The organism is Tumebacillus algifaecis (genome assembly GCF_002243515.1).
GTDB classification, from domain to species: domain Bacteria; phylum Bacillota; class Bacilli; order Tumebacillales; family Tumebacillaceae; genus Tumebacillus_A; species Tumebacillus_A algifaecis.
Genome location: NZ_CP022657.1, coordinates 1,818,797 through 1,841,300 on the forward strand (window position 1 = coordinate 1,818,797; position 22,504 = coordinate 1,841,300).

General features: G+C 51.9%; 24 protein-coding genes, 1 riboswitch and 1 other annotated feature. Of the genes, 23 read left to right on the forward strand and 1 reads right to left on the reverse strand.

Going from position 1 to position 22,504, the window contains the following annotated elements:
• Window positions 1-69 precede the first annotated feature (69 nt).
• The 23 genes from CIG75_RS08030 to CIG75_RS08140 all read left to right on the forward strand — a co-directional run bounded on the left by CIG75_RS08030 (window position 70) and on the right by CIG75_RS08140 (window position 21,550).
• Window positions 70-1,107, forward strand: a complete 1,038-nt coding sequence (locus tag CIG75_RS08030) for a type IV pilus twitching motility protein PilT (RefSeq protein WP_094236184.1) — start codon at window positions 70-72, stop codon at window positions 1,105-1,107.
• A 104-nt stretch (window positions 1,108-1,211) separates the two neighbouring features.
• Window positions 1,212-1,781: a prepilin peptidase gene (locus tag CIG75_RS08035; protein WP_094236185.1), complete on the forward strand. Its 570-nt coding sequence runs from the start codon at window positions 1,212-1,214 to the stop codon at window positions 1,779-1,781.
• A 244-nt stretch (window positions 1,782-2,025) separates the two neighbouring features.
• The gene (locus CIG75_RS08040; RefSeq protein ID WP_094236186.1) at window positions 2,026-3,006 is read left to right on the forward strand and encodes a resuscitation-promoting factor; all 981 of its coding nucleotides are present in this window, start codon (window positions 2,026-2,028) and stop codon (window positions 3,004-3,006) included.
• Between the two features lie 154 nt (window positions 3,007-3,160).
• Window positions 3,161-4,063 (forward strand): SPOR domain-containing protein, encoded by a 903-nt coding sequence (locus CIG75_RS08045; protein WP_094236187.1) that lies wholly within the window; start codon window positions 3,161-3,163, stop codon window positions 4,061-4,063.
• A 40-nt stretch (window positions 4,064-4,103) separates the two neighbouring features.
• Window positions 4,104-4,195: riboswitch (cyclic di-GMP riboswitch) on the forward strand.
• Between the two features lie 111 nt (window positions 4,196-4,306).
• Complete coding sequence (locus CIG75_RS08050; RefSeq protein WP_094236188.1) at window positions 4,307-5,182, forward strand: glycoside hydrolase family 191 protein; 876 nt, start codon at window positions 4,307-4,309, stop codon at window positions 5,180-5,182.
• A 69-nt stretch (window positions 5,183-5,251) separates the two neighbouring features.
• A complete protein-coding gene (gene aspA, locus CIG75_RS08055) occupies window positions 5,252-6,670 on the forward strand; it encodes an aspartate ammonia-lyase (protein ID WP_094236189.1) in 1,419 nt (472 codons plus the stop codon).
• Between the two features lie 218 nt (window positions 6,671-6,888).
• Window positions 6,889-7,488 carry a Maf family protein gene (locus CIG75_RS08060; RefSeq protein WP_094236190.1) on the forward strand — a complete coding sequence of 200 codons (600 nt, stop codon included), beginning with the start codon at window positions 6,889-6,891 and terminating at the stop codon, window positions 7,486-7,488.
• 5 nt (window positions 7,489-7,493) lie between these two features.
• Entirely contained in the window at window positions 7,494-8,198 is a 705-nt protein-coding gene (radC, locus tag CIG75_RS08065; RefSeq protein ID WP_094236191.1) for a RadC family protein, read from the forward strand.
• Between the two features lie 86 nt (window positions 8,199-8,284).
• Window positions 8,285-9,319, forward strand: coding sequence for a rod shape-determining protein (locus tag CIG75_RS08070; RefSeq protein WP_094236192.1), 1,035 nt, complete (start codon window positions 8,285-8,287; stop codon window positions 9,317-9,319).
• 41 nt (window positions 9,320-9,360) lie between these two features.
• On the forward strand, window positions 9,361-10,239 hold the full coding sequence (mreC, locus tag CIG75_RS08075; RefSeq protein ID WP_157729450.1) for a rod shape-determining protein MreC: 879 nt from the start codon (window positions 9,361-9,363) through the stop codon (window positions 10,237-10,239).
• Between the two features lie 4 nt (window positions 10,240-10,243).
• Entirely contained in the window at window positions 10,244-10,753 is a 510-nt protein-coding gene (mreD, locus tag CIG75_RS08080; protein WP_094236194.1) for a rod shape-determining protein MreD, read from the forward strand.
• A 97-nt stretch (window positions 10,754-10,850) separates the two neighbouring features.
• Window positions 10,851-12,752: a peptidoglycan D,D-transpeptidase FtsI family protein gene (locus tag CIG75_RS08085; RefSeq protein ID WP_094236195.1), complete on the forward strand. Its 1,902-nt coding sequence runs from the start codon at window positions 10,851-10,853 to the stop codon at window positions 12,750-12,752.
• 57 nt (window positions 12,753-12,809) lie between these two features.
• The gene (locus CIG75_RS08090; RefSeq protein ID WP_094236196.1) at window positions 12,810-13,487 is read left to right on the forward strand and encodes a septum site-determining protein MinC; all 678 of its coding nucleotides are present in this window, start codon (window positions 12,810-12,812) and stop codon (window positions 13,485-13,487) included.
• 15 nt (window positions 13,488-13,502) lie between these two features.
• A complete protein-coding gene (gene minD, locus CIG75_RS08095) occupies window positions 13,503-14,300 on the forward strand; it encodes a septum site-determining protein MinD (RefSeq protein WP_094236197.1) in 798 nt (265 codons plus the stop codon).
• Window positions 14,301-14,422: 122 nt separating this feature from the next.
• Complete coding sequence (locus CIG75_RS08100; protein ID WP_094236198.1) at window positions 14,423-15,304, forward strand: M23 family metallopeptidase; 882 nt, start codon at window positions 14,423-14,425, stop codon at window positions 15,302-15,304.
• Between the two features lie 16 nt (window positions 15,305-15,320).
• Complete coding sequence (locus tag CIG75_RS08105; RefSeq protein WP_094236199.1) at window positions 15,321-16,220, forward strand: M50 family metallopeptidase; 900 nt, start codon at window positions 15,321-15,323, stop codon at window positions 16,218-16,220.
• Between the two features lie 80 nt (window positions 16,221-16,300).
• The gene (locus CIG75_RS08110; protein ID WP_094236200.1) at window positions 16,301-17,989 is read left to right on the forward strand and encodes an Rne/Rng family ribonuclease; all 1,689 of its coding nucleotides are present in this window, start codon (window positions 16,301-16,303) and stop codon (window positions 17,987-17,989) included.
• 76 nt (window positions 17,990-18,065) lie between these two features.
• Window positions 18,066-18,140: a sequence feature (ribosomal protein L21 leader region), on the forward strand.
• 10 nt (window positions 18,141-18,150) lie between these two features.
• Window positions 18,151-18,459, forward strand: coding sequence for a 50S ribosomal protein L21 (gene rplU / locus CIG75_RS08115; protein WP_094236201.1), 309 nt, complete (start codon window positions 18,151-18,153; stop codon window positions 18,457-18,459).
• 6 nt (window positions 18,460-18,465) lie between these two features.
• A complete protein-coding gene (locus CIG75_RS08120; RefSeq protein WP_094236202.1) occupies window positions 18,466-18,801 on the forward strand; it encodes a ribosomal-processing cysteine protease Prp in 336 nt (111 codons plus the stop codon).
• A 32-nt stretch (window positions 18,802-18,833) separates the two neighbouring features.
• Window positions 18,834-19,136 carry a 50S ribosomal protein L27 gene (rpmA, locus tag CIG75_RS08125; protein WP_094236203.1) on the forward strand — a complete coding sequence of 101 codons (303 nt, stop codon included), beginning with the start codon at window positions 18,834-18,836 and terminating at the stop codon, window positions 19,134-19,136.
• A 131-nt stretch (window positions 19,137-19,267) separates the two neighbouring features.
• The gene (locus CIG75_RS08130) at window positions 19,268-19,852 is read left to right on the forward strand and encodes a Spo0B domain-containing protein (protein WP_094236204.1); all 585 of its coding nucleotides are present in this window, start codon (window positions 19,268-19,270) and stop codon (window positions 19,850-19,852) included.
• A 15-nt stretch (window positions 19,853-19,867) separates the two neighbouring features.
• Window positions 19,868-21,154, forward strand: a complete 1,287-nt coding sequence (gene obgE, locus CIG75_RS08135; protein WP_094236205.1) for a GTPase ObgE — start codon at window positions 19,868-19,870, stop codon at window positions 21,152-21,154.
• Between the two features lie 6 nt (window positions 21,155-21,160).
• Window positions 21,161-21,550, forward strand: a complete 390-nt coding sequence (locus CIG75_RS08140; protein WP_094236206.1) for a M67 family metallopeptidase — start codon at window positions 21,161-21,163, stop codon at window positions 21,548-21,550.
• Between the two features lie 41 nt (window positions 21,551-21,591).
• Here CIG75_RS08140 and CIG75_RS08145 read toward each other — a convergent pair whose 3' ends face one another.
• Window positions 21,592-22,383 carry a sulfite exporter TauE/SafE family protein gene (locus CIG75_RS08145; RefSeq protein ID WP_094236207.1) on the reverse strand — a complete coding sequence of 264 codons (792 nt, stop codon included), beginning with the start codon at window positions 22,381-22,383 and terminating at the stop codon, window positions 21,592-21,594.
• Window positions 22,384-22,504 lie beyond the last annotated feature (121 nt).

Here is a 22,504-nt window from a genome sequence, read left to right on the forward strand (position 1 = left end):
GAAGCAAATGGCTGCAAGGACCCCGGAAACGGGGTCCTTCTTTCATGGGCTGATCAGGAGGGGGAAAGCATGAAGATCGGGGAGCATTTGCATCTTGCTGTGACGATGGGGGCGTCCGACCTGCATTTGACGGTGGGAGCACCGCCGATGTTTCGCGTGGATGGTGAGTTGCGCCCGCTGGCGGGCAGGGAGCGATTGAGCGCAGAAGACACGTATGTTTTCGTACATGAACTGGTGAGTCAGCAGATGCTGGAGAATTTGATGGCGCGAGGCGAGTGCGATTTTTCCTATGAAATGTCGGAGGGGCAACGCTTTCGGATGCAAGTGTTTAAACGAAGGGGAGCTTTGGCGCTGGCGATTCGAGTCATACCCAAGCGTGTGCCGTCAGCAGCAGAGATCGGGTTGAGTGCGGATTTGTTATCGTTTGTGGAACGAAGACAGGGTTTGTTTTTGGTCACGGGGCCGACGGGAAGTGGGAAATCGACGACGCTGGCATGTTTGTTGGCGGAGATCAATCGGCGTTATCGGCGGCGCATCATTACGCTCGAAGATCCGATCGAGTACCTTCATGAACATGAGCAGAGTTTGATCGATCAGCGAGAGGTGGGACGAGATACGCTGTCTTTTGCCGAGGGGTTGCGTGCGGCGCTCAGGCAGGACCCCGATGTGATCATGGTAGGAGAGATGCGAGATTTAGAGACGGTCGCGACGGCGATCACGGCGGCGGAGACTGGACACTTGGTGCTGGCGACTCTGCATACCTCGGATGCACCGCAAACAATCGACCGTATCCTCGATGTTTTTCCAGCGGAGGGACAACGCCAGATTCGAACTCAGTTGGCATCGGTGTTACTCGGAATCGTATCACAGCGACTGGTGCCAAGCGCGCGAGGCAAAGGGCGCACCGCAGTCCAAGAGATACTGGTCAACACTCCTGCTGTCGCCAATCTGATCCGCACCGAAAAAGCGCACCAACTTCGCACGGCCATGCAGACGGGCAAGGCGCATGGCATGCAAACATTTGAAATGCACATACAAGAATTGTTGAGCAACGGTGCGATAAAGAAAGAAACGGTCCATGCGTATTTACAAGACTTGCAGGGATGAAAGGGAGCAGAAGGAGCAACAAGGAGCAACAAGGAGTCAGAAAAACGTGTGGGACAGGCGGCGTGTGAGGTGCAACTTCATGCAGGGAAAAGGAAGTGATCCGGATGGGCATGGTGAAGCTTTGGGAGGGTAGACAGCGAGGCTATCAATGGTTGGGAGCAGCTCTGGCCGCAGTCGTGATGCCTGTCGTGATCTATCAAGGAGGGATGGCGAGGGAGACAGTTGTTGTTGGCACACTCTTTTTGTTGCTCGTCGTGCTGACCGTTACCGATCTGAAATCGATGCTGATGCCAAATCGGATCGTGTTTCCAGCATTCGGGGTGCTCCTGGTGTTACGTTTTGCACTGCAACCGGAGTTATGGCGCGAGGCGCTTGCCGGGCTCGTGGTCGGCGGGCTGATTTTGACTTTGCTAGGGCTATGCTCAAACGGAATGGGGGGCGGAGACGTAAAAGTGTTCGCTTTGATCGGGCTGGTAGTAGGGGTCAAAGGTGTGCTGTTCGCTATTTTTTACTCCAGTCTGTACGGTACGTTGATCGGTCTGCCGCTTCGGTGGACTGGGCGCATCAAACCCCGTCAGCACATCCCGTTTGGCCCGTTTATTTTGCTCGGGACGTTAACCGCTTGGGCGTGCGGTGACAGGATCTGGCACTGGTATTTGATGCAGCTGAGCTAACGGGAAGCCACCTTGTCCAAATTTTCTTGGTTCTTGTCAATATAAAATCGGCATAATCTGTCTAGGTATCTCCGTGCCAGAGTAAAAGAAACGGTGAATCTGTCTAATCGCGACAATATTCAGTTTTTTCCAGTTCTGCCCATTGCCAGATCTGATCACACAGGTTATACTGTATCCAGTTCTTGTCCGCGTGAAAATGGGGGTAGTTTCCAGCTGGGAAATTACAAAAAAAAGAGGTGGTTGAGTGCAAAAGGTCAACCGAAAGTCTGTCTACTGCTTATCGGCAGGGGCCATCGCACTGCTTTTGGGGGGCGTGGTAACTGCAACGTCAACTTACAAGACGATAACTTTGGATGTTGACGGTCAAAAGCAGGAAATCTCCGGATTCCAATTGGGGTCGGTAGGAGAACTGTTGCGCGAACAAGGCGTAGCGGTCGAAACAGGAGACTTGGTGCAACCTGCAACTTCAGACGCACTTGCAGAAGGAACAATAATCACAGTCAAACACGCAAAATCTGTTCAAATACAGGATGGCACCAAAGAGTTGGTCAGTGTGAAAACGCAGGCTGGCACAATCGAAGAACTGATTAAAGAACTTTCTATTAAGCTGAATACGACTGATAAGACCAGTTTGGCGCTTAGTACCTCGATTGAAAACGGACAAAAGCTAACGATTACACGCAGAACGGAAGAAGTACAAATCGCAGAAGAAACGATACCTTTTCAGACCGAACGCCAGCCAGATGCCGACATGTACACGGGCACTGAGAAAGTGCTGACATCCGGTGTGGAAGGGAAAGCCAAGATCACAACGAAAATTGTGTTCGAAAATGGCAAAGAAGTCGATCGCAAGGAAGATCGCACCGTTGTAAACGACCCGGTGAATCAGGTGGTCACCTATGGGACGCAACAGCGTCCGATCGTAGTGGCTAGCCGTAGTGGAGCCAATCTAACGGCGTCCAAAGTGCTCACCATGGCTGCTTCCGCATACTCGATGCCGGGTGGGCGCACTGCAACAGGCGGTTCTGCAGGTCAGGGGACGATTGCGGTAGATCCTAGCGTGATTCCGCTTGGTACGAAAATGTATATCGAGGGATATGGTTACGGGGTTGCAAGCGATGTTGGCGGTGCAATCAAAGGCAACCGCATCGATCTTCATTTTGATACTCGCGAACAGGCACTACAGTTTGGCCGTCGTGCCGTACAGGTTTATATCTTGAACTGATCTTCTTATCATGTTGGACGCCAAAAGATGCTGTTAGGTTTCAGACCTAACGGCATCTTTTTTTATTTTTATGCAATTTTTCTTTGTCATAGCAAATGAGTCCTGCTCATAGACTCTAGCAACTAGACTCGGAGTTTGCAAAGGAGCGGTGAGCATGGATCAATCACAAGTGACGATCAATATCAAAAGCAAAACGGCAAGCACTCCTACCTCCTCAACAAGATACCCTTCGCGCTTGCGTAGAGGGCTGAAAAACCGCAAGGGCAAGGACAAGGACAAGGGGCAGATCGTCTTTCCGTTGCTCCTTGCGACACTGACAGGCATTTTGCTTGGCGTTTGTCTCCTACTGTTGTTCAAGGGACAAACGACAGCTGGCGACGTATCTGCAACGTCAACCGATGCAACAAACACGACACGAAATGGACAGATGACAGACGTGAGCGGAGAGGCGGACTTGCCGGGAGTCTCTTTATACGCGATGCAGATTGGGGTATTCAAAGACCGCGCTCGCGCCGAAGCGTTACAAAAAGCGGTCTCCGAACAGGGAGTGGGCACGGTGATTCGCGGAACTGATCAGTTTCAGGTGTTCACCGCAGTCGTGACTGACAAGGCGGCAGGTGCCAAGATCGAGGCGAAACTGAAGGAACTAGGAATTCAACATTATCCCAAAGAGTTCATTATTCCGGCCCGAAGCGGCAAAATGGAGGGGCTCACAGAGGCTGACGCAAAAAAGATGGCGGATGGTCTCGACCACGCATTACAACTGGCAGCTGCTGTCATGCCGCTGGCGATCGAAGAGGCGCCCGACGCGGCCAAGGCGTCTGCACTTCAATCGGAACTCACCAAATTTGACGAAGATCTGAAAACGTGGCAGAGCATGTTGACCAAAGCGAACCGCAGTGAAGAAAAGGCACTCGTTGAAAAAATGCACAGTTCGCTGGCAGAAGCAGTACGGGCAGCGCAGGGACAAAAGGGAATGTTCGCCATTCAAGTCAAATTGACCGCCTTTTATCTCGGCTATGAATCTTTGCTTACCAACTTGCTCAAAAGTGAGTAGACAAAGCGCAAGCCATCCCTTTACAATAGGGGTAATCTCATACGGATAAGGGCAAACTTGTCGAAAGGCAAGGACGCAAAGCCATGGGTCTTCGGATGGTTATTCACCGTCACAGATCGCCAGGCTGCAGGAGGCAGACCTTTTCTGCCACGCACTCTGTTGCTGAATTCAGTACCGGGCTGACTGCGCCTTTTCCGTTTTTGGAGAGGGCGTTTTTTATTCACAACAAGGAGTGTTTTCCAGATGATAAAAATGATGCGTAACCTCTCGTCCTTTTGTCTTGCAGTCTCGCTGGTCATAGGTGTGGCGACTGTCAACGTTGCGTGTGCACAAACGGCACCGCTCACCATGCAAAAGCCAAGCGCTCTGACCGGCATTCATTCGTATACAATCTATTATGGCGAGCCGAAGCCCGCCGCATTGGAAAAGCTGACCGCGTTTGACCTCGTCGTGATTGAACCGCGTCTTTGGACCAATGCTCAAGTTGACGTTCTGAAAGCGAAAGGGGTCAAGGTGCTCGGCTACCTGAGCGTGCTGGAGCAGTATAAGGACTCAGCATTGCTCAAAAAAGCAACGGAAGCAGACTACTTGATGATCGATGGCAAGCGCGATTTTCGAACGAATTGGGAATCGTGGTCGATGGATATCAACAGCGAACATTACCAGCAATTGCTGATCGACGAGTATCGCAGCCATGTTCTTGCCAAAGATTTGAACGGTGTGTTTCTCGACACGATGGGCAACACCGATGATCAGATCTGGCCTGTTGGCATCTCGAACCGCCAGCGTGATGGGGCGGTCCAGTTTGTCGCCTCGTTGCGTTCCTTATTCCCCGATCAGGCGATTGTACAAAATTGGGGCTTGACCGAACTAAAAGACCGCACTGCTCCTTATATCGATGGGATTCTCTGGGAAGATTTCAATCCGTCGGTTGTAAGCAAAGACGAGTGGAGTCAGAACCGGATGAAGGAACTTACCGTTTTGCAGCAAAAACACGGGCTGACCGTATTCACTGTCGAAATCGGATTGACCGGCAAGCAAAAGAGCAGTTTTCAGCAGCTCAATCACAAGCTTGGCTATATTGGACAAGTGATTAAGAAAAGCTATGATGAACTCTAATTGATGAAACGGTAAAGTATGGTACGATAAGAGCATCTTAGGTAAATGACAAAAGGAGTTGCCCGTTTCATGACAGCATATCGTATTGAAAAAGATCTCCTCGGTACAAAGGATGTACCGATCGATGCATATTACGGCATCCAAACGCTTCGTGCCGTTGAAAACTTCCCGATTACCGGCATTCCGCCGCATGTGGAAATGATCCGTGCGCTGGCCGCTGTCAAAAAGGCGGCGGCGCTGGCGAACGTGGAAGTCGGCGGGCTCAAGAAAAACATCGGAGAAGCGATCGCCAAAGCCAGTGATGAAGTGCTCGCCGGTCAATTTCATGATCAGTTTATCGTTGACTCCATCCAGGGTGGTGCTGGGACTTCGATGAACATGAATGCGAATGAAGTGATCGCCAACCGCGCCATCGAGTTGCTAGGCGGTCAGAAGGGCGAATATCTGCATTGTTCGCCAAACACGCACGTCAACATGGCGCAATCGACCAACGACGTGTTCCCGACGGCGATTCGCATCGCTTCACTCAACCTGGCGCAGGGCGTTGTCGTGGAGTTGGACAAGCTGCGTCTGGCGCTAGTTGAAAAATCGCAGGAATTCGATCAGGTGATCAAGATGGGGCGTACCCATTTGCAGGATGCTGTGCCGATTCGTCTCGGACAGGAATTTTCCGCCTATGCGAAGGTGATCACCCGCGACTTTGAACGGGTCACGCGTTCGCTCGACAACCTGCGCGAGATCAACATGGGTGCTACGGCTGTAGGCACAGGCCTCAACGCCGATCCGCGCTATATCGTCAACGTGGCCGAACATCTTCGTGTGATCACTGGACTTGACCTCAAACGGGCAGATGACTTGGTGGACGCAACGCAAAATACGGATGCTTATACAGAAGTATCCGGCGCCTTGAAGATCTGCGCGGTCAACCTGTCTAAGATGTGCAATGACATCCGTCTGATGGCATCGGGTCCGCGAACTGGATTGGGCGAACTTAACTTGCCGCCGCGTCAGCCTGGCTCTTCGATCATGCCTGGCAAGGTCAACCCGGTCATGGCTGAAGTGGTCAACCAAGTCGCTTTCCAGATCATCGGCAATGACCACACGATCTCGCTCGCTTCGGAAGCGGGCCAGCTTGAACTGAACGTGATGGAGCCGGTGCTCGTCTTCAATCTGCTGCAATCGCTTTCCATCTTGCAAAATGCGCTGCGAGTCTTCCGCGAACGCCTGATCGAAGGTCTGACCGCCAATGTTGAGCGGTGCCGCCAATTGGTGGAAATGAGCGTGGGCGTTGTCACCGCGATCAACCCGCACGTTGGCTACGAGACGGCAACGATGGTGGCAAAAGAGGCGATTCAGACAGGGCGTTCTGTTCGCGAAATCTGCTTAGAGCGGGGCATTCTTACGGAAGAGGAACTTGACGTGATCTTAAATCCGTTTGAGATGACTTCGCCTGGAATCGCAGGTAGTAAACTGTTGTTTGGCGAATAAACCAACTAGAAAGATCCGCCTGGTAGAGGCGGGTTTTTCTTTGTCAAAATCGTGTCAACTTCTGTCGCCGTTCTGTTCTGGACAGTCAACAAGATAAAGAGTATATTATCATGGACATAGCTTTTCTTTTTCCAGGACAGACTAAAATAATCCAGAGTAGCCAGATACGGTGATTCTATCGGTTTCTTGGAAAAAGAACATGGAGGCGAAGGGCCGCTATGCAGGAAAAGCTGTTAGTGCTGGCATCCGGATCACCGCGCAGGAAAGAGCTTCTGGCGGGTCTGGGATTGTCATTTGAAGTGAAAGTGAGCGAAGTGGACGAAACTTTCGAATTGGGTCTCGACCCGACGGAAATCGTTCAAGAGCTGGCGTACAAAAAGGCCAAGGCAGTTGCGAATTCTTTATCTCATGGGCTCGTACTCGGAGCTGACACCATCGTAGTGAGCGAAGGGGTCATCCTTGGTAAGCCGGTAGATGTCGAAGATGCAAAAAGAATGTTGTCCAAGTTGTCCGGACGAGCGCATATGGTATACACAGGGATCGCATTGGTGGAAGCTGGCGGCGGGATGGAAATTCGCGACGTGAGCGCCACAAAAGTGGTGATGAAAGAATTGTCGCCGGAGTTGATCTCGGGCTATGTCGCTACTGGCGACCCGATGGACAAGGCGGGCTCCTACGGCATTCAAGGAGCTGCATCCGCTTTCATTCCAGAGATTCAAGGGGACTATTTTAACGTGGTCGGTTTGCCCGTTTCTTTGGTTGCGGACCATTTGGCACGTTTCGGGTTTGAACTCTTCACAGCTAAAAAAGGCGGGTGACAAGCATGAGCGCATCGATACATGCTCACCGACCTGTGCTGGTGCGGGAGATCCCAAAAGAGGATCGTCCGCGCGAACGTATGATGCTTCAGGGGGCGGAAGCGCTCAGCAATGCGGAGTTGCTCGCAATCTTGCTGCGCACAGGCACCCGCGGCTACTCGGCGGTAGATTTGGCCGAGCAGATCCTGAAGCGCCTTGGCGGCATCCGAAACTTGATTGACGCTGACCTGCATGAGTTGACCGCACTGCCTGGGATTGGGTATGCCAAAGCTACTGAGCTAAAGGCAGCCATTGAGATCGGACGTCGTGTCTCCCGTGTGAGAAACGAAGCGCGCCCGACTTTCGAAACGCCCGCAGAAGCGGCAGACTACATGATGGATCGCTTGCGATTTCACCTGAAAGAGCATTTTGTCGTGCTCCATTTGGACACGAAAAACCGCTTGATCGGGGAAGAGATCGTGTCGATCGGGTCCTTGAACTCCTCGATCGCTCATCCGCGCGAAATTTTCAAGACTGCGCTTAAAAAAAGCGCCGCTTCGATCATTTGCCTGCACAACCATCCTAGCGGTGACCCAACGCCAAGCTTTGATGATGTGAAAGTGACCCGTCGTTTGGTGGAAGCCGGACAGATTTTGGGTATTGAATTGCTCGACCACATCATCATCGGCGAAAATTGCTACATAAGCATGCAGGAAAAAGGATGGCTGTAAGACTAGGCACATCCTATGCTCATGCTGTATAATAATCAGTCGTTAACATAACTTGTCCCCTCAGGTTTTGGGAAGGAGTAATTACAATGTTTAACAAATTTTCACGAGATATGGGTATTGATCTAGGCACAGCCAATACCCTCGTATATGTAAAAGGCAAAGGGATTGTCATTCGAGAACCGTCTGTAGTTGCAACCCGTAGCGATACCGGAGAGATCAAAGCGGTCGGCGAAGAGGCGAAACAAATGATCGGCCGTACTCCGAGCAATATTCGTGCGGAACGCCCGATGAAAGATGGTGTGATTGCAGACTTTGAAACGACGGCGACGATGCTCCGCCATTTCATTCGTCAGGCGACCGCCAAAAACAAGGGCTTATTTTTTTCTCCGCCGCGCGTGGTCATCTGCGTCCCGTCCGGAATTACCGCTGTTGAAAGACGCGCTGTTGAAGATGCGGCCCGCGAAGCGGGTGGACGTGATCCTCAGGTGATCGAAGAGCCGATGGCAGCTGCGATCGGTGCAGGTCTTCCGGTTGGCGAACCGACAGGCAGCATGGTGGTTGATATCGGCGGTGGCACCACAGAAGTTGCGATCATTTCCTTGGGTGGTATCGTCACCTCTCGTTCGATCCGTGTGGCGGGCGATGAGATGGACGAAGCGATCATCCAATACATCAAGAAGGCGTACAACTTGATGATCGGGGAGCGCACTGCTGAAGAGTTGAAAATGACGATCGGTTCTGCCATTCCATCCGACAAAGAAGAGACGATCGATGTGCGAGGCCGCGACCTCGTCACAGGTTTGCCGAAAACGCTGACTATCACGGCGACCGAAATTGCGGAGGCGCTGGCAGATACGGTCAATTCAATCGTTGAAGCGGTGAAGATCACGCTTGAGAAGTCTCCGCCAGAACTGGCTGCAGACATCATGGATCGCGGCATCGTGTTGACCGGTGGCGGCGCGCTGTTGCGCAACCTTGACCGTCTGCTCTCCCGCGAGACTGGCATGCCTGTCCTCGTGGCGGAGAACCCGCTTGACTGTGTGGCGATTGGTACCGGCAAGTCTCTTGAATACAGCCATCTCTTCAAGAGCAACGACACCAAAAAGCGGCGTGTCCGCTAAATACTGCCCTATCAGGCGTTACAAAAGGAAGTGGGTAACGGGTGACCCGATTTTTTACTAGCAAGAGAATGATGGCGCTTCTCGCCAGTATCATCTTGCTTGCCGCTTTGGTTGGACTGACGTTGCGGGAGCGGGAGAAACCGACGTGGCCGGAAGCTTTCCTCATCGACGCGTTTGGCTGGGTACAGGGCGTCATCTACGCCCCTGTTCACCACATTGCCGATTTCTTTGAGGAAATTCAGAACATCAAATCGCTGTATGAGGAAAACGCCAAGCTCAAGTCTAACTTGAATGACTATTCTTCGATGGCGATTCAGGTTGAAGTGTTGCAAAGGGAGAACAAAAAGCTCAAAGATGACCTGTATAAGTTGAAAGACATCTCAGGGCAATTTGATTTGGTGTCTGCCAACGTAGTCGGTCGCAGCCCGTCCTCTTGGAACAAAGAGATCACCATCGATGTCGGCACCAAGGACGGCGTGGAGAAGGACATGGCGGTCATCACCGCCAACAAAGGTCTGGTCGGCCGCGTCTATGAAGTGACGCCGTACCACTCCAAGGTAGTGCTCCTCACGGACAAAGAGCGGATGGGTATTTCGGCCAAGGTGCTGAACAACGACGAGAAAAACATCGCCTACGGGATTGTCAGTGGTGCTACAAACGACCTGTCGCACACCGACAAAGTTCGAGTGGAGATGACGGGCATCACGCTTGACACCAAGGTGGAAAAAGGCCAGAATGTCGTCACTTCCGGTCTCGCTTACACGCTCTTTCCGGCCAACTTGTACATCGGAAAGGTCGCGAGCGTGACCGAAGATAAGCTGGGTCTGACGCAGACGGCCGAACTCGAGCCGGCAGCAAGCCTTGGCAGTCTCGAATTTCTCTATGTAGTGAAAAAAAGCAAGGCTGAAGCAGGTAGGTGAGAAGATGCATCCTTTGTTGATTCTCCTTACGATGATGGTAGGGCTGGTCATCCAGTCCACCGTCCTGCAGGTGCAGCCGTTCTCTTTTATCGCACCGAACCTCATTGTAGTGCTTTTGTTATACGTCAGCATGATGCGCGGGTCGATCACCGCTTTGTACACAGGGCTTTTGATCGGATTGATCCAAGATATTTTGTTCGGCTCCTATTTGGGGCTTTATGCGTACACGTATGCAACGGTCGGCTATTTTGCCGGCATGACCTTCCGCTCGTACTTGTCACGCCAACTGGTCATGGTCATCCTGATTATGCTTGGATACAGCTTCCTCGCCGAACTGTCTGCTTATGGACTCAGCCGTCTATTTGGCTACGCGCATGTAGACTTGATGGCGGCAGTCACGCATACGCTGCGCATCATGATCTGGAACGGAATCTTTGCCTTGTTGCTGTATGTGCCGTCAGTCAAACTGCTTGCGACGGAGCGCAGTCGTAATCTGGCAGAAGAATCGTTGTAATTGTCTAATCAGCCACGTTGGTACGGCGAAACGTCAAGTTTGCGCTGCCCTTCGTGGCTCTTTTCGCTGAACGAGAGGGAGAGGGGGAAACGTTGTCGTGACGAACCAAGATAAAGAAAAGTTGACCGGCACTTCCAAACGAATGAGCTTGCTGTTCGTCATCATCTTCTTTGCGCTTGCTGTGTTGATTTTCCGACTTAGTTTCGTGCAACTCTCGCAAGGGGAAACTTTTTTGGCGAGCGCGGAGACGAACCGCTATATCGAGTTGTCGATTCCGGCACCGCGAGGTAGCATTTTGGACCGGGATCGGGTGGAACTTGTCGGGAATAAGCCTGCTTTTACGATCACTTATCAGATCCTGAGTGGAGTCGGCCAGAATCCGATGGATCTGATCGGCGAACTCTATGAGATTTTTGAAATGACACCAGAGGAAATGTACGCGAAGATGGACCCGCAGGCGGAAAAGTACAGTCGCACGATCGCCCGTAAAATCATTTCCGATGCCAAACCGCAGCAGGTGGCCTATGTTCGGGAACATGCCAATGAACTGCCGGGCATCAACGTGGTCGTCGAGCCAATTCGCAACTACCGTTTCAATAATTCGGCCGCTCACATTCTCGGCTATCTGAACAACATCGACGGAGAGGAATGGCCAAGCTACAAAGAAAAAGGCTACCAACAAAATGAAATCGTAGGTTGGGCAGGTGTGGAGAAGCAGTACGAGGACTATTTGCACGGTAAAAACGGCAAGTTGAAAGTGGAGGTCAATCGCTACTATCAGCCGTTGGAAGACAAGCGCACTGAAGAACCGGTCAAGGGACATGACCTCGTTTTAACGATCGATAAAGATTTGCAAGTTGCGACCGAAGAGGCATTGAAAGTACAACTCACCGAATTGAAGCGCAACGTTTCGACGGTCGAACATGGTGCAGCGATCGCGATGAACCCGAAAACGGGTGAAATTTTGTCGATGGCAAGCTTCCCCGATTTCGATCCGAATCTGTATATTAAAGGTTTCAGCACCAAGGAATACAACGAGATGATCCTGCCCGGGATTATGAACCGCGCGATTCAGCAGACCTATCAGCCAGGTTCGACGGTGAAGATGTCCACCGTCCTGATCGGATTGAAGGAAGGCATGATCACCCCGAGCTCGGGTATCTACGATTCGGGTGCGATTCAAGTTGGCTGGACGATCGATGGGAAACCGAACATGATCTCCTCTTGGCAAGCATTGGGCTATGTCGATCCGGTGAAAGCGCTCGCCGTTTCCTCGAACGTCTACATGATCGACATTTTCAAACGCTACGGGAAATACAACGACTACATGAGCAACGCTGAAGTCAACACGTTCCTCAGCAATTACCTGCCGAACTCGATGAAAAAGATTTTGGCCTACCATGCTGAATTTGGCACCGGGAAGGTGAAAACTGGAGTGGACCTGCCGTATGAAGTAGCAGGTTCGGTGACAGAAGAGAAAAATGCGGGGGACTTGGCGTTTTCGGCGATCGGGCAGTCGGAGCACTACACGCTGATGCAGTTGGCGCAATACGTTTCAACAATTGCCAACGACGGTAAGCGAATGGAGCCGCATGTGGTCAGCGAAATTATTGGACCAGGTAACGAAACGGTCCAGAAAATCGAGCCGAAACTGCTCAATCAAATATCGTTCACACAGGATCAGATCAAACTTGTCCAGCGCGGGATGCGCGATGTTATCGCACAACCGTACGGAACGTTTTACTCGGTGCTGCATAACTTCCGCTATCCGGTGGCAGGTAAGACCGGGACGGCGGAGACGGGGCGCGGCACAGAGAACTCCCTCTTTGTCGGATATGCGCCGTATGACAATCCTGAGGTGGCGATTGCGATCATCATTCCGGATAACAAAAAGAACTCCCACTCCTACGATAGCGTCGGTCCAATTGCGCAAAAAATGTTCGATGCCTACTTCACGCTGAAAGAGCAGAAACAACTGACGTTGAGTGAAGGAAATTAAGATTTTTTCACGAATAAGTTACGAGGCAATGCGAGTGTTTTTAACAGGAGGACCGGCATGGGACATCAAACGGGGTGTGAAACGCTACGAACCAGAACGCCCGTGACGATCAAAGGGATTCGTGATGGACTGGTCTTCATCTTACATGATGAGAGTTCTATGGAGGAGATCCTAGACGATCTGGAGGAGAAGGTGAACGGCACCCACCGACAACTGTTGACCGGGCCGATCGTCAAAGTCACCGTTCAGACCGGGGCACGTAAATTCTCCGTCGAACAGGAAGAGAAGATTCGAAAAAAGCTATCCAGTCACGGCAATCTGATCATCCAAGAGTTTCAATCGGCCTTGGATGCGATGTTACAGGTACAAAAGCCGTCGCAGCGTATCTGTTACGGCACGGTCCGGTCAGGACAGGTGATCGACCATGACGGCGATGTGGTGATCATTGGGGACATCAATCCGGGCGGCCAAGTGCTGGCGACCGGCGATATTTTTGTGATGGGCACTCTGCGCGGCATGGCGCATGCCGGATGCAAAGGCAACGAAGACGCGATCATCGCAGCCGTATTCTTTCAGCCGTCACAGTTGCGGATCCATGATGTGATCTCCCGTGCGCCAGATTCCGGTGAAACGCAGCCCTTGGAGACGGAAATGGAGTTCGCCTACTTGCGTGAACGTCAAATGGCGGTCGATAAACTCAGCCATCTATATAGTATTAGGGCCCGTGATTTTTAGAGGAGGGAACTAAGAGTGGGAGAGGCAATTGTAGTTACATCGGGTAAAGGGGGCGTGGGAAAGACCACGACCTCCGCGAACATCGGTACAGCCTTGGCGCTGTCGGGCAAAAAAGTATGCATGGTCGATACGGACATCGGCCTGCGCAATCTTGACGTTGTCATGGGTCTTGAGAACCGCATTATTTTTGACCTCGTCGATGTTGTCACCAAACAATGCCGCCTCGAGCAAGCGTTGATCAAAGATAAGCGATTTGACCATTTGTATCTGTTGCCTGCTTCTCAGACCAAGGACAAGTCATCTTTGACGCCTGAATCGGTCAAAGTGGTCGTCGAAGCTTTGAAAGAGCAGTATGACTTTGTGATCATCGACTGCCCAGCGGGCATTGAGCAAGGCTTTAAAATCGCAATTTCCGGAGCGGACAAAGCGATTGTCGTCACCAATCCGGAAGCGGCAGCAGTACGGGATGCTGACCGTGTGATTGGGCTCTTGGAAGCGGCCAAGCTCAATCAGCCCAAACTGGTGGTCAATCGGATTCGAGCGCACATGGTCGAGGACGGTTCGATGCTTGATCTTGACCAGATCGTTTCATTGCTCGCGATCGACCTGCTCGGCGTCGTGCCGGATGATGACGGTGTGATCAAAGGTTCGAACACCGGAGAGCCGGTTGTGATGAACCCGGCTGCAAAGGCAGGGATGGCCTACCGGAACATCGCCCGCCGCATTCTGGGCGATTCGGTGCCGCTGATGAATCTGCAAGATCAGGTCGGTTTCTTCGGCAAAGTCAAGCGGATGATGGGCCTTGGAAAATAAGAAGATGCTTCGTACAAAAAGCGAGACCGCCCTTGGGCAGTCTCGCTTTTTCGACCTCATAAACGTCTCGGCGCACTCATATGATGAGAGAGAACATCATGTGGACGAGGGGGTAATCGAGGATGATCAGATGGGATTTTTGGAAGAAAAAAAAGCGATACGATGAGATCGAAACGCTGCCTTGGCGTCAAGGATATGATACCACTCGGCCTTCGCTGTTTTCGGCTGGCGATGACGATTGGGATGTCACGACGGCCAAGCCGGAATTTTCAGCACACCCAAGCAACAATCCGCGCAGCTATGAAGATTTTTTACGTGCTCGCGGACACCATGCTAAAGCGTATGAGACAGGCGGAGCAACATATGGCAGTTATAACGGTGGGCGGAGGATTTATGGTGATGCGGACGAGCCGGGGGTGTCTGGACATCGAGCGATGCAAGCGTTGGGGGCGGTCGCATTGACCGTCGTGCTCTACTTCACGTTTCAAAGCGAAGGGCCGATTGCCCAAAAAGTGCAGGCGTTCGCAGTGGGGGCGATGAGCGAAGATACCGATCTGAGCGCCATTTCTGCGTGGTGGCAACAAAAGGTATCGGATAATTTGGCCCTGCCAGCGAGTACTACACCGCAGGGGCAGGTTTTACAGTTTGAGCTGCCGGTGCAAGGTACGATCAAAATCCCTTATGACGGCGCGGAGCAGCAAGGTGTGACCTTTCAGACCGAACTTGGTGCGGAAGTGAAAGCTGCGGCGAAAGGTATCGTGGAAAAGGTGGAGAAAGAGGGCAGTGAAGATTTTACGGTCACCGTTTCACATGGTACGGCAGGCAAGACGATATATCGCCACCTCGTCACCGTCAATGTCAAGCAAGATGCGTGGCTAGAAACGAGCCAAAAAATCGGAACCTTGTCCCAAAAAGGTGAGCACGGGCAAATGTTTTTCGCCTTTCAGGTGGAGGATAAATTCCTGAATCCAGCCGATATTCTGAAGCTTCCTGTCACCGATTAGTTCGCAGGTGAAGGAAATGAAACTGCAAGTATTTTGGCCGTTTGGTATGAAAGTCCGTATTCACCCGCTCTTCTTGCTTTTGGTGGTCGCAGCATGCGCATCCGGTTTGATCGTGGAGATGCTCGTGCTGTTTACTATCGTGTTGATCCACGAGTTGGGACACGTGTTTGTTGCCACCTCTTACGGCTATAAAATAAGGGAGATGGCAATCCTGCCGTTTGGCGGAGTTGCCAAGCTTGAGCATGGCGCGATGGGGTGGAATCCTAAACATGAGGTGGCCATCGCCATCGCAGGGCCGCTCAACAATCTGCTGATGATTCTGGTCGCCGTCCTGCTGCAGGCGATAGGTGTCTGGTCGGAGTGGCTGACCGTATTTTTTATCAAAGGCAATCTGATGATCGGCTTTTTCAATCTGCTGCCCGCTTTGCCGCTCGATGGAGGGCGGATTTTGCGCGCTGCTGCTTCCCGAGAGCGGGGGTATCGTGCAGCAACGGAGGTGTCGATTCGTATGGCCTTTGGGATCGCAGCGCTATTGATCGTCGTAGGTTTGGTCTCGCTTTGGGTTGGCTATTTGAATATCGGCATGTTGGCGCTCGGTGCCTTTTTGCTGCTGTCTGCGTGGGAGCTTCGCAAGCAAATGCGCGTTGACTTGATTCGCTTTCTCGATGCGAAGCGGCGGGAGAAGCGCCATGAGCCTCAGCAGGTGCGGTCGCTGGTCGTGCCAGAAACGATGCAGGTGCGGCAAGTGATCGAACGATTCGCCCCTGACGCCTATCACCTGATCTACGTGCTCGATCAACAAAAAAATATCATCGTTGTTTTAGCCGAAGATGATTTGGTGCATAGTGTCTTTGAAGAGAATGGTATGCGGCTGACCCTTCGCCAGTTGGCGGAGCGTCGAAAACGATCGGCTTGACAAAGCAGAAGAGGAAATTAGTGTGTGCTGTCGAAGAATAAGCCTTTAAAAGCAACAATGGCGAAAGGGAGGGTGTGCAGATGCGCAAACAAATTCTTGTATCGACAGACCATCGTGAATTGCGCGTGGCCATCCTAGAAGACGGCCGCACCGTGGAGTATTACTTGGAGCGAAGTCACGGGGGAGGCGTCGTTGGCAATATCTATAAAGGCCGCGTTGCCAATGTCCTACCGGGCATGCAGGCGGCATTTGTGGATATTGGGATTGAGAAGAACGCTTTTCTCTACATAGATGATGCGCTTTCGCTCTTGCCAGGTGAAGCGCCTCCGGAACACAAACCGAAGATCAATGAATTGCTCCGCGAAGGACAAGAGATCATCGTACAGGTCAACAAAGAGGCGGTCGGGAGCAAAGGAGCTAGGGTGACGACCAATTTGTCACTGCCTGGCCGCATTTTGGTGATGATGCCAGATGCGCCTTATGTCGGTGTATCGCGCCGGATCGAAAATGAGGCGGAGCGCAATCGAATCAAGGAGATCGCTGAGCGAATTCGTGATGAAAACACGGGCGTCATCGTGCGCACAGCGGCGGAAGGCGCGGAAGAAGCGGTGTTTGCAAGCGATTATACGTTTTTGAAAGCGCAGTGGCAGCGCGTGCAGAAGCAGTCGAAAACGGTGAAAGTACCGGGTGTCGTCTACCGCGATCTCGATTTGCTCAGCCGCTCTGTGCGCGACTTTTTTACAGATGATGTGGACGAGTTCCTCGTCGATACGGCAGAGGCTTACGAGACCGTGCGGGAACTGTTGCAATTCGGCTCTCAGCATCTTCTGGAACGAGTCAAATTGTATCATGGCAAAGAGAATCTGTTCACGGCGCATCGTATCGATCAGGATTTAGAAAAGGCGCTGAAGCGCAAAGTATGGCTCAAGTCGGGCGGTTTCATGGTGATCGACCAAACGGAAGCTTTGACTGCGATCGACATCAACACGGGCAAGTTCGTCGGCACGACTTCGCTTGAAGAGACTGTGTTGAAGACCAACCTAGAGGCCGCTCGCGAATTGGTGCGCCAGATCCGCCTGCGCGATCTGGGCGGCATCATCATCATCGACTTTATCGACATGCGCGACCCGGCGAACAAGCAGTTGGTGCTGGAGGAGTTAGAAGCCCAATTGAAAAAAGACCGCACCCGCGCTCATGTGCTCGGCATGACGCAGCTCGGCCTGATCGAGATGACGCGAAAAAAAGTGCGTCAGTCGCTCGACGAAGTGTTGATGCGTCCCTGTCACTTTTGTGAAGGGAAAGGGAAAGTGTTTGCGGAGGAGACGATGGCGGCGCGGATCGAACGTGAACTGCTCGACTACCTCGCCGAGCAGGAGCACGCAGCCGTTTTGATCGAATCTCATCCATTGGTGGCGGCACAATTGATCGGACCTGGCGGGCAGAATTTGCAGCGCTTGGAGCGGGAGACGAGAAAGCGCATCTTCATCAAAGGGCGCGAGAGCTTGCATATCGCCGAGCACCGCATTTCGTGGGCGGGAACGGTTGCTGAGGTGGAAATGAAGGCATTGCCCGTGCAGATCGGACAAGTCCTCGAAGTGAAGATTGACGAGCCACATGCCCACAATCCTCGCGACGGCATCGCTCGCCTTGAAGGCTACGTGCTCGATGTGCAAAGCGCGGGCATGCATGTGGGCGACACGATGCTGGTCAAAGTCGGGCAAGTGTTTCGGACCTATGCGAAAGCGACTTTGGTGCATAGACCTAGCTAAATACGTTCGTTGACACCGCGTTGCTACCTATGATAGTATACTTTAGTAGCGTGATGTTCTGTAGTTTTATAGTTCGTGCACGCTGTAACCACGTAGCCCGGGTTCTAAACGTCTTCGTGACTACCTAGGGATAGTGAGTCTGAGTAATAGGAGGTGCACATATGTACGCAATCGTGAAAACTGGTGGTAAGCAGTACAAAGTAGCAGAAGGTGACGTGATCTTCGTTGAAAAGCTCGACGTTGAGGGCGAAGCTGTTACTTTTGACGAAGTTCTTCTCGTTTCCAAAGAAGGCAGCGTAGTAGTAGGTTCCCCGGCTGTAGCTGGCGCAACCGTTTCTGCGAAAGTCCTGAAACATGGTAAAGCGAAGAAAATCATCGTTTACAAGTACAAGTCTAAGAAAAACTACCGTCGTAAGCAAGGTCATCGTCAACCGTATACCCAAGTACAAATCGAAAAGATCAACGCGTAATCTCGCATGATCCGCTCGGTCATTTGGCGTGACGATCAACGCAGGATTTCCAAGTTTTCTGTTCGTGGACATGCAGGCGCAGCCGACCGCGGTTATGATATCGTGTGTGCTGCCGTCTCGATATTGGTCACGAATGCGATCAACTCGTCGGAGCATTTGCTTGGCGTAGTCATCGCAACGGATGACGAGATCGCCTCTGGTGATGTCGTGTGCGAGGTGCCTGCTTTGAGTGGCGTGGAGAACGAAAGACTCCAATTGCTTATGGAATCCATGGTGTATGGAATTCGTCAAGTCTCGGAAGCGTATCCGGACTTTGTGAAATTTACCGAGAAGTCCCGATAAGGGCAAACTCCACAGTATCGGAGGTGGAACGAATGATTAAATTGAATCTTCAGTTGTTTGCGTCTAAGAAGGGGGTAGGTTCCTCCAAAAACGGACGTGACTCCCATTCGAAGCGTCTGGGCGTTAAGCGCGCAGATGGTCAAGTGGTTTCCGCAGGTTCCATCTTGGTTCGCCAACGCGGCACCAAGATCTACCCGGGACTGAACGTTGGTAAAGGCGGCGACGATACGTTGTTTGCGAAAGTTGAGGGCCGTGTTGCTTTTGAGCGCATGGGTCGCGACAAGAAGAAAGTCAGCGTATATCCGGTCGTTGTAGCAGAAGCTATTGAAGCGTAAGAGCTTTTGCGATAAGCGATTCTCCCTCGCGGAGAGTCGCTTTTTTTAATAGCTCACATCACAGGAATTTCTTTCCGGTTGTCGAAGTGTATGAAGCAACCTTGTGACTATGGTGAAGAAAGGAAATAAGTATGGACCTAAACCTTTCGGAGCAACCTAAAGAACTGGAAATTCGTCGTTTGATGGAAGACAGCTTAGACGTGTTACGTATCTATCGGCATGATCTGATGAATCAGGTGCAGTTGATTCACGCCTATTCTCAGATGAAAAAATTTGATCGACTGCAAATTCCGATCCAAAGTTTGATTGCCGAAGCACAGCGTCACACCGAACTGTCGGCCCTAGCCAGCCCGATGATCTCGTATGTGGTGCTGACGCGCGACATATGCTACCAGATGTTGCAATTGCATGCTACCTATGAACAACTGGAAATACCTTCTCTAAAAGCGGAACAGCAGGCCGCTCTCCTACTGCTCGATCTGCTCGATCTGGTCGGCAAGCATTCGATGAACCTGCTCGAACCTTTACGGATGGATGTATGGATTGTATCTTTCGGTCAAGGCTATGAGATAGGATGGTTCCTTGATGATACACATGCTTGTGACCTCGATTTTTCTGCGTGGTCGAAGCGATGGGGAGAGTCTAGTAGTACGTTTCAACAGCTTCAGGAGGAGGACGGAATCGAATATTCGATTCGCTTTCAAGTGCAGGAATAGACTGAGGTGACACTAATGTTTGTAGATACCGCGAGAGTTTACGTAAAAGGCGGAGACGGTGGCAATGGCATCGTTTCGTTCCGTCGTGAGAAATACGTTCCAGAAGGTGGCCCGGCCGGTGGAGATGGTGGCAATGGCGGGGATGTGGTGCTGGTGGTCGATGAAGGGCTTCGCACCCTCCTCGACTTTAAATATAAGCGCCACTTCAAGGCGGAGCGCGGTGAATATGGCAAGACGAGCAACAAGCACGGCTCCAGTGCGGATGACATGTACATAAAAGTTCCGCCAGGCACGGTGATCACCGATGCGGACACCAATGAATTTTTGGGTGAATTGATCGAACATGGTCAAAAGCTCATCGTAGCCAGAGGTGGACGGGGTGGACGCGGGAACACCCGTTTTGCCACGATGTACAACAAAGCACCAGAAATCGCAGAAAAGGGCGAACCGGGCCAAGAGCGTTACATCAACTTGGAATTGAAGCTGCTGGCAGACGTTGGCCTCGTCGGTTTGCCGAGCGTCGGCAAATCGACCTTGATCTCCTCCGTCTCGGCCGCAAAGCCGAAGATTGCGGCTTACCATTTCACAACGATCACCCCAAATCTGGGTGTAGTTGATGCAGGTGAGGGTCGGAACTTCGTGATGGCCGACTTGCCTGGTCTGATCGAAGGGGCCAGCCAAGGGAGCGGTCTCGGACATCAATTTCTGCGCCATATCGAACGTACCCGTGTCATCGTCCATGTGCTGGACATTGGCGGTACGGAAGGGCGCGACCCGTATGAAGACTTTGTGACGATCAACCGCGAGCTTGAGTTGTACAACGATCGACTGGCCGCTCGGCCTATGCTGATCGCCGCGAATAAGATGGACGTTCCGGAAGCGGAGGACAACTTGAAAAAGTTTCGTGAGCAGGTCGGTGATCAATACCCGATCTTCCCGATTTCCGGTGTGACGCGCGAAGGACTGAAAGAATTGGTCTATGCGGTTGCCGACGCCCTCGAGACAGCTCCACCGATCGAGGCACAGCTAGAAGAAGTCGAAGAGACGGCTGACCGTAAAATCTACCGTCTGGAAGATGATTCGGACAAATTCTGGATCACGCGCGACAACGATGCTTATGTGGTCAATGGCGAGTGGATCGAAAAGCTGTGTGTGATGACCAACTTCACCCAGTACGATTCGGTGAAACGCTTCCAGCGCATCATGAAACAAAAAGGTGTCGATTCAGCCCTGCGGAAAAAAGGCGCCCAAGAAGGGGATACGATTCGGATCGGCGAGTACGAATTTGATTTTGCCGAGTAGTCTGGTATGTTGAACGTTTCGGACCTGATCGTTGAACAGACCATCGCTGATCTAGAACGCCTTTTACCGCTCGAAGGGGTCGGGCTGTGGAGCGGAACGGCACAGGATGTGCAGCACTGGTTGCCGCTATGCAATGTGGCGACCGATCCGCACATCGGCTATCTTGTCGATCCGCAAGAGTGGTTGGACGCACTGGCGATGACGAAAGCGCAAGGATTGGTGCCGTTGGCACTGGTACACTCCCACCCGACAGCAGAAGCAGCTCCTTCCATTCGGGACCGATTGGAATGGATGTACCCTGAACTGTGGTGTGTGATCGTCTCGTTTCAAAACGATCGGCCGCACTGGGAGGCTTATCTGATGCAACGTCAAACAAACAGGACGGCTCCTTGTTGAGCCGTCCTGTTTGTTTCTTGCGATATGATCGTTTTGTCCATCTATTTGGTTATCAGGCGAATGGCAACGATGATCAGCACGATCGATAGAATGCGCAAAATGAGTTGGGCTGGCAGTTTTGGAGCGATTTTCGCGCCGACCAGACCACCGATAAAGGCACCCGGTGCTAAGAAGAGCACCATCCACCAATTGATGTTGTCGAGATACCAGTGTGTGCCAGTACCAATGATGGCGGACAAAAAGATCGTAAACATCGAGGTGGCCGTCGCGATGTGCGGAGGGAAAGCGAACAGAATCGCCATCATCGGGACAAGGATGCTACCACCGCCGATGCCAAGCAAACTGGAGATGAAACCGACGATAAACGAAATGCCAACACCGAGCGGACGGTGGTAGGAATATTCAAACTCCGTTCCCGATGCATCGACGAACTTACGATGCACAGTCGGTTCCAACGGCAGTCGAACCGGATTTTTCGGCTTGAAGACAAGAAAAAGAGAGATGAAGATCAGGAAACAACCAAATCCGACAAAAAACGTTTTGCTGCTCAATCCGTCTGCGATAAACGCCCCGATGATCGAACCGGGGATGCTGGCCGTGGCAAACGAAAGGCCGGCCGCAAAGTCGATCCGTTTTTGTTTCGCGTATGTAAGGGTGCTGGAAATCGAGTTAAAAAACAAGACTGCCATCGACGTGCCGACAATGTGCGCAGGCACCATCGTGTACAAAAAGGAAATCACGGGCACAACGACAAATCCCCCGCCAAGTCCCACGATCGAACCGGTCACCCCCGCCAAAACACCGGTGAAAAACAAAAGGATTGCATCGATCATGATTGTGAGAAAACACCTCCTGTAGCATGTGATGAAATGGTACTGGTTACATTGTACCTCAAGCGCATGCTTCTTCCCACAAGAACGACATGACTCCACCTTGCGTTGTCTAGGTTGTTCG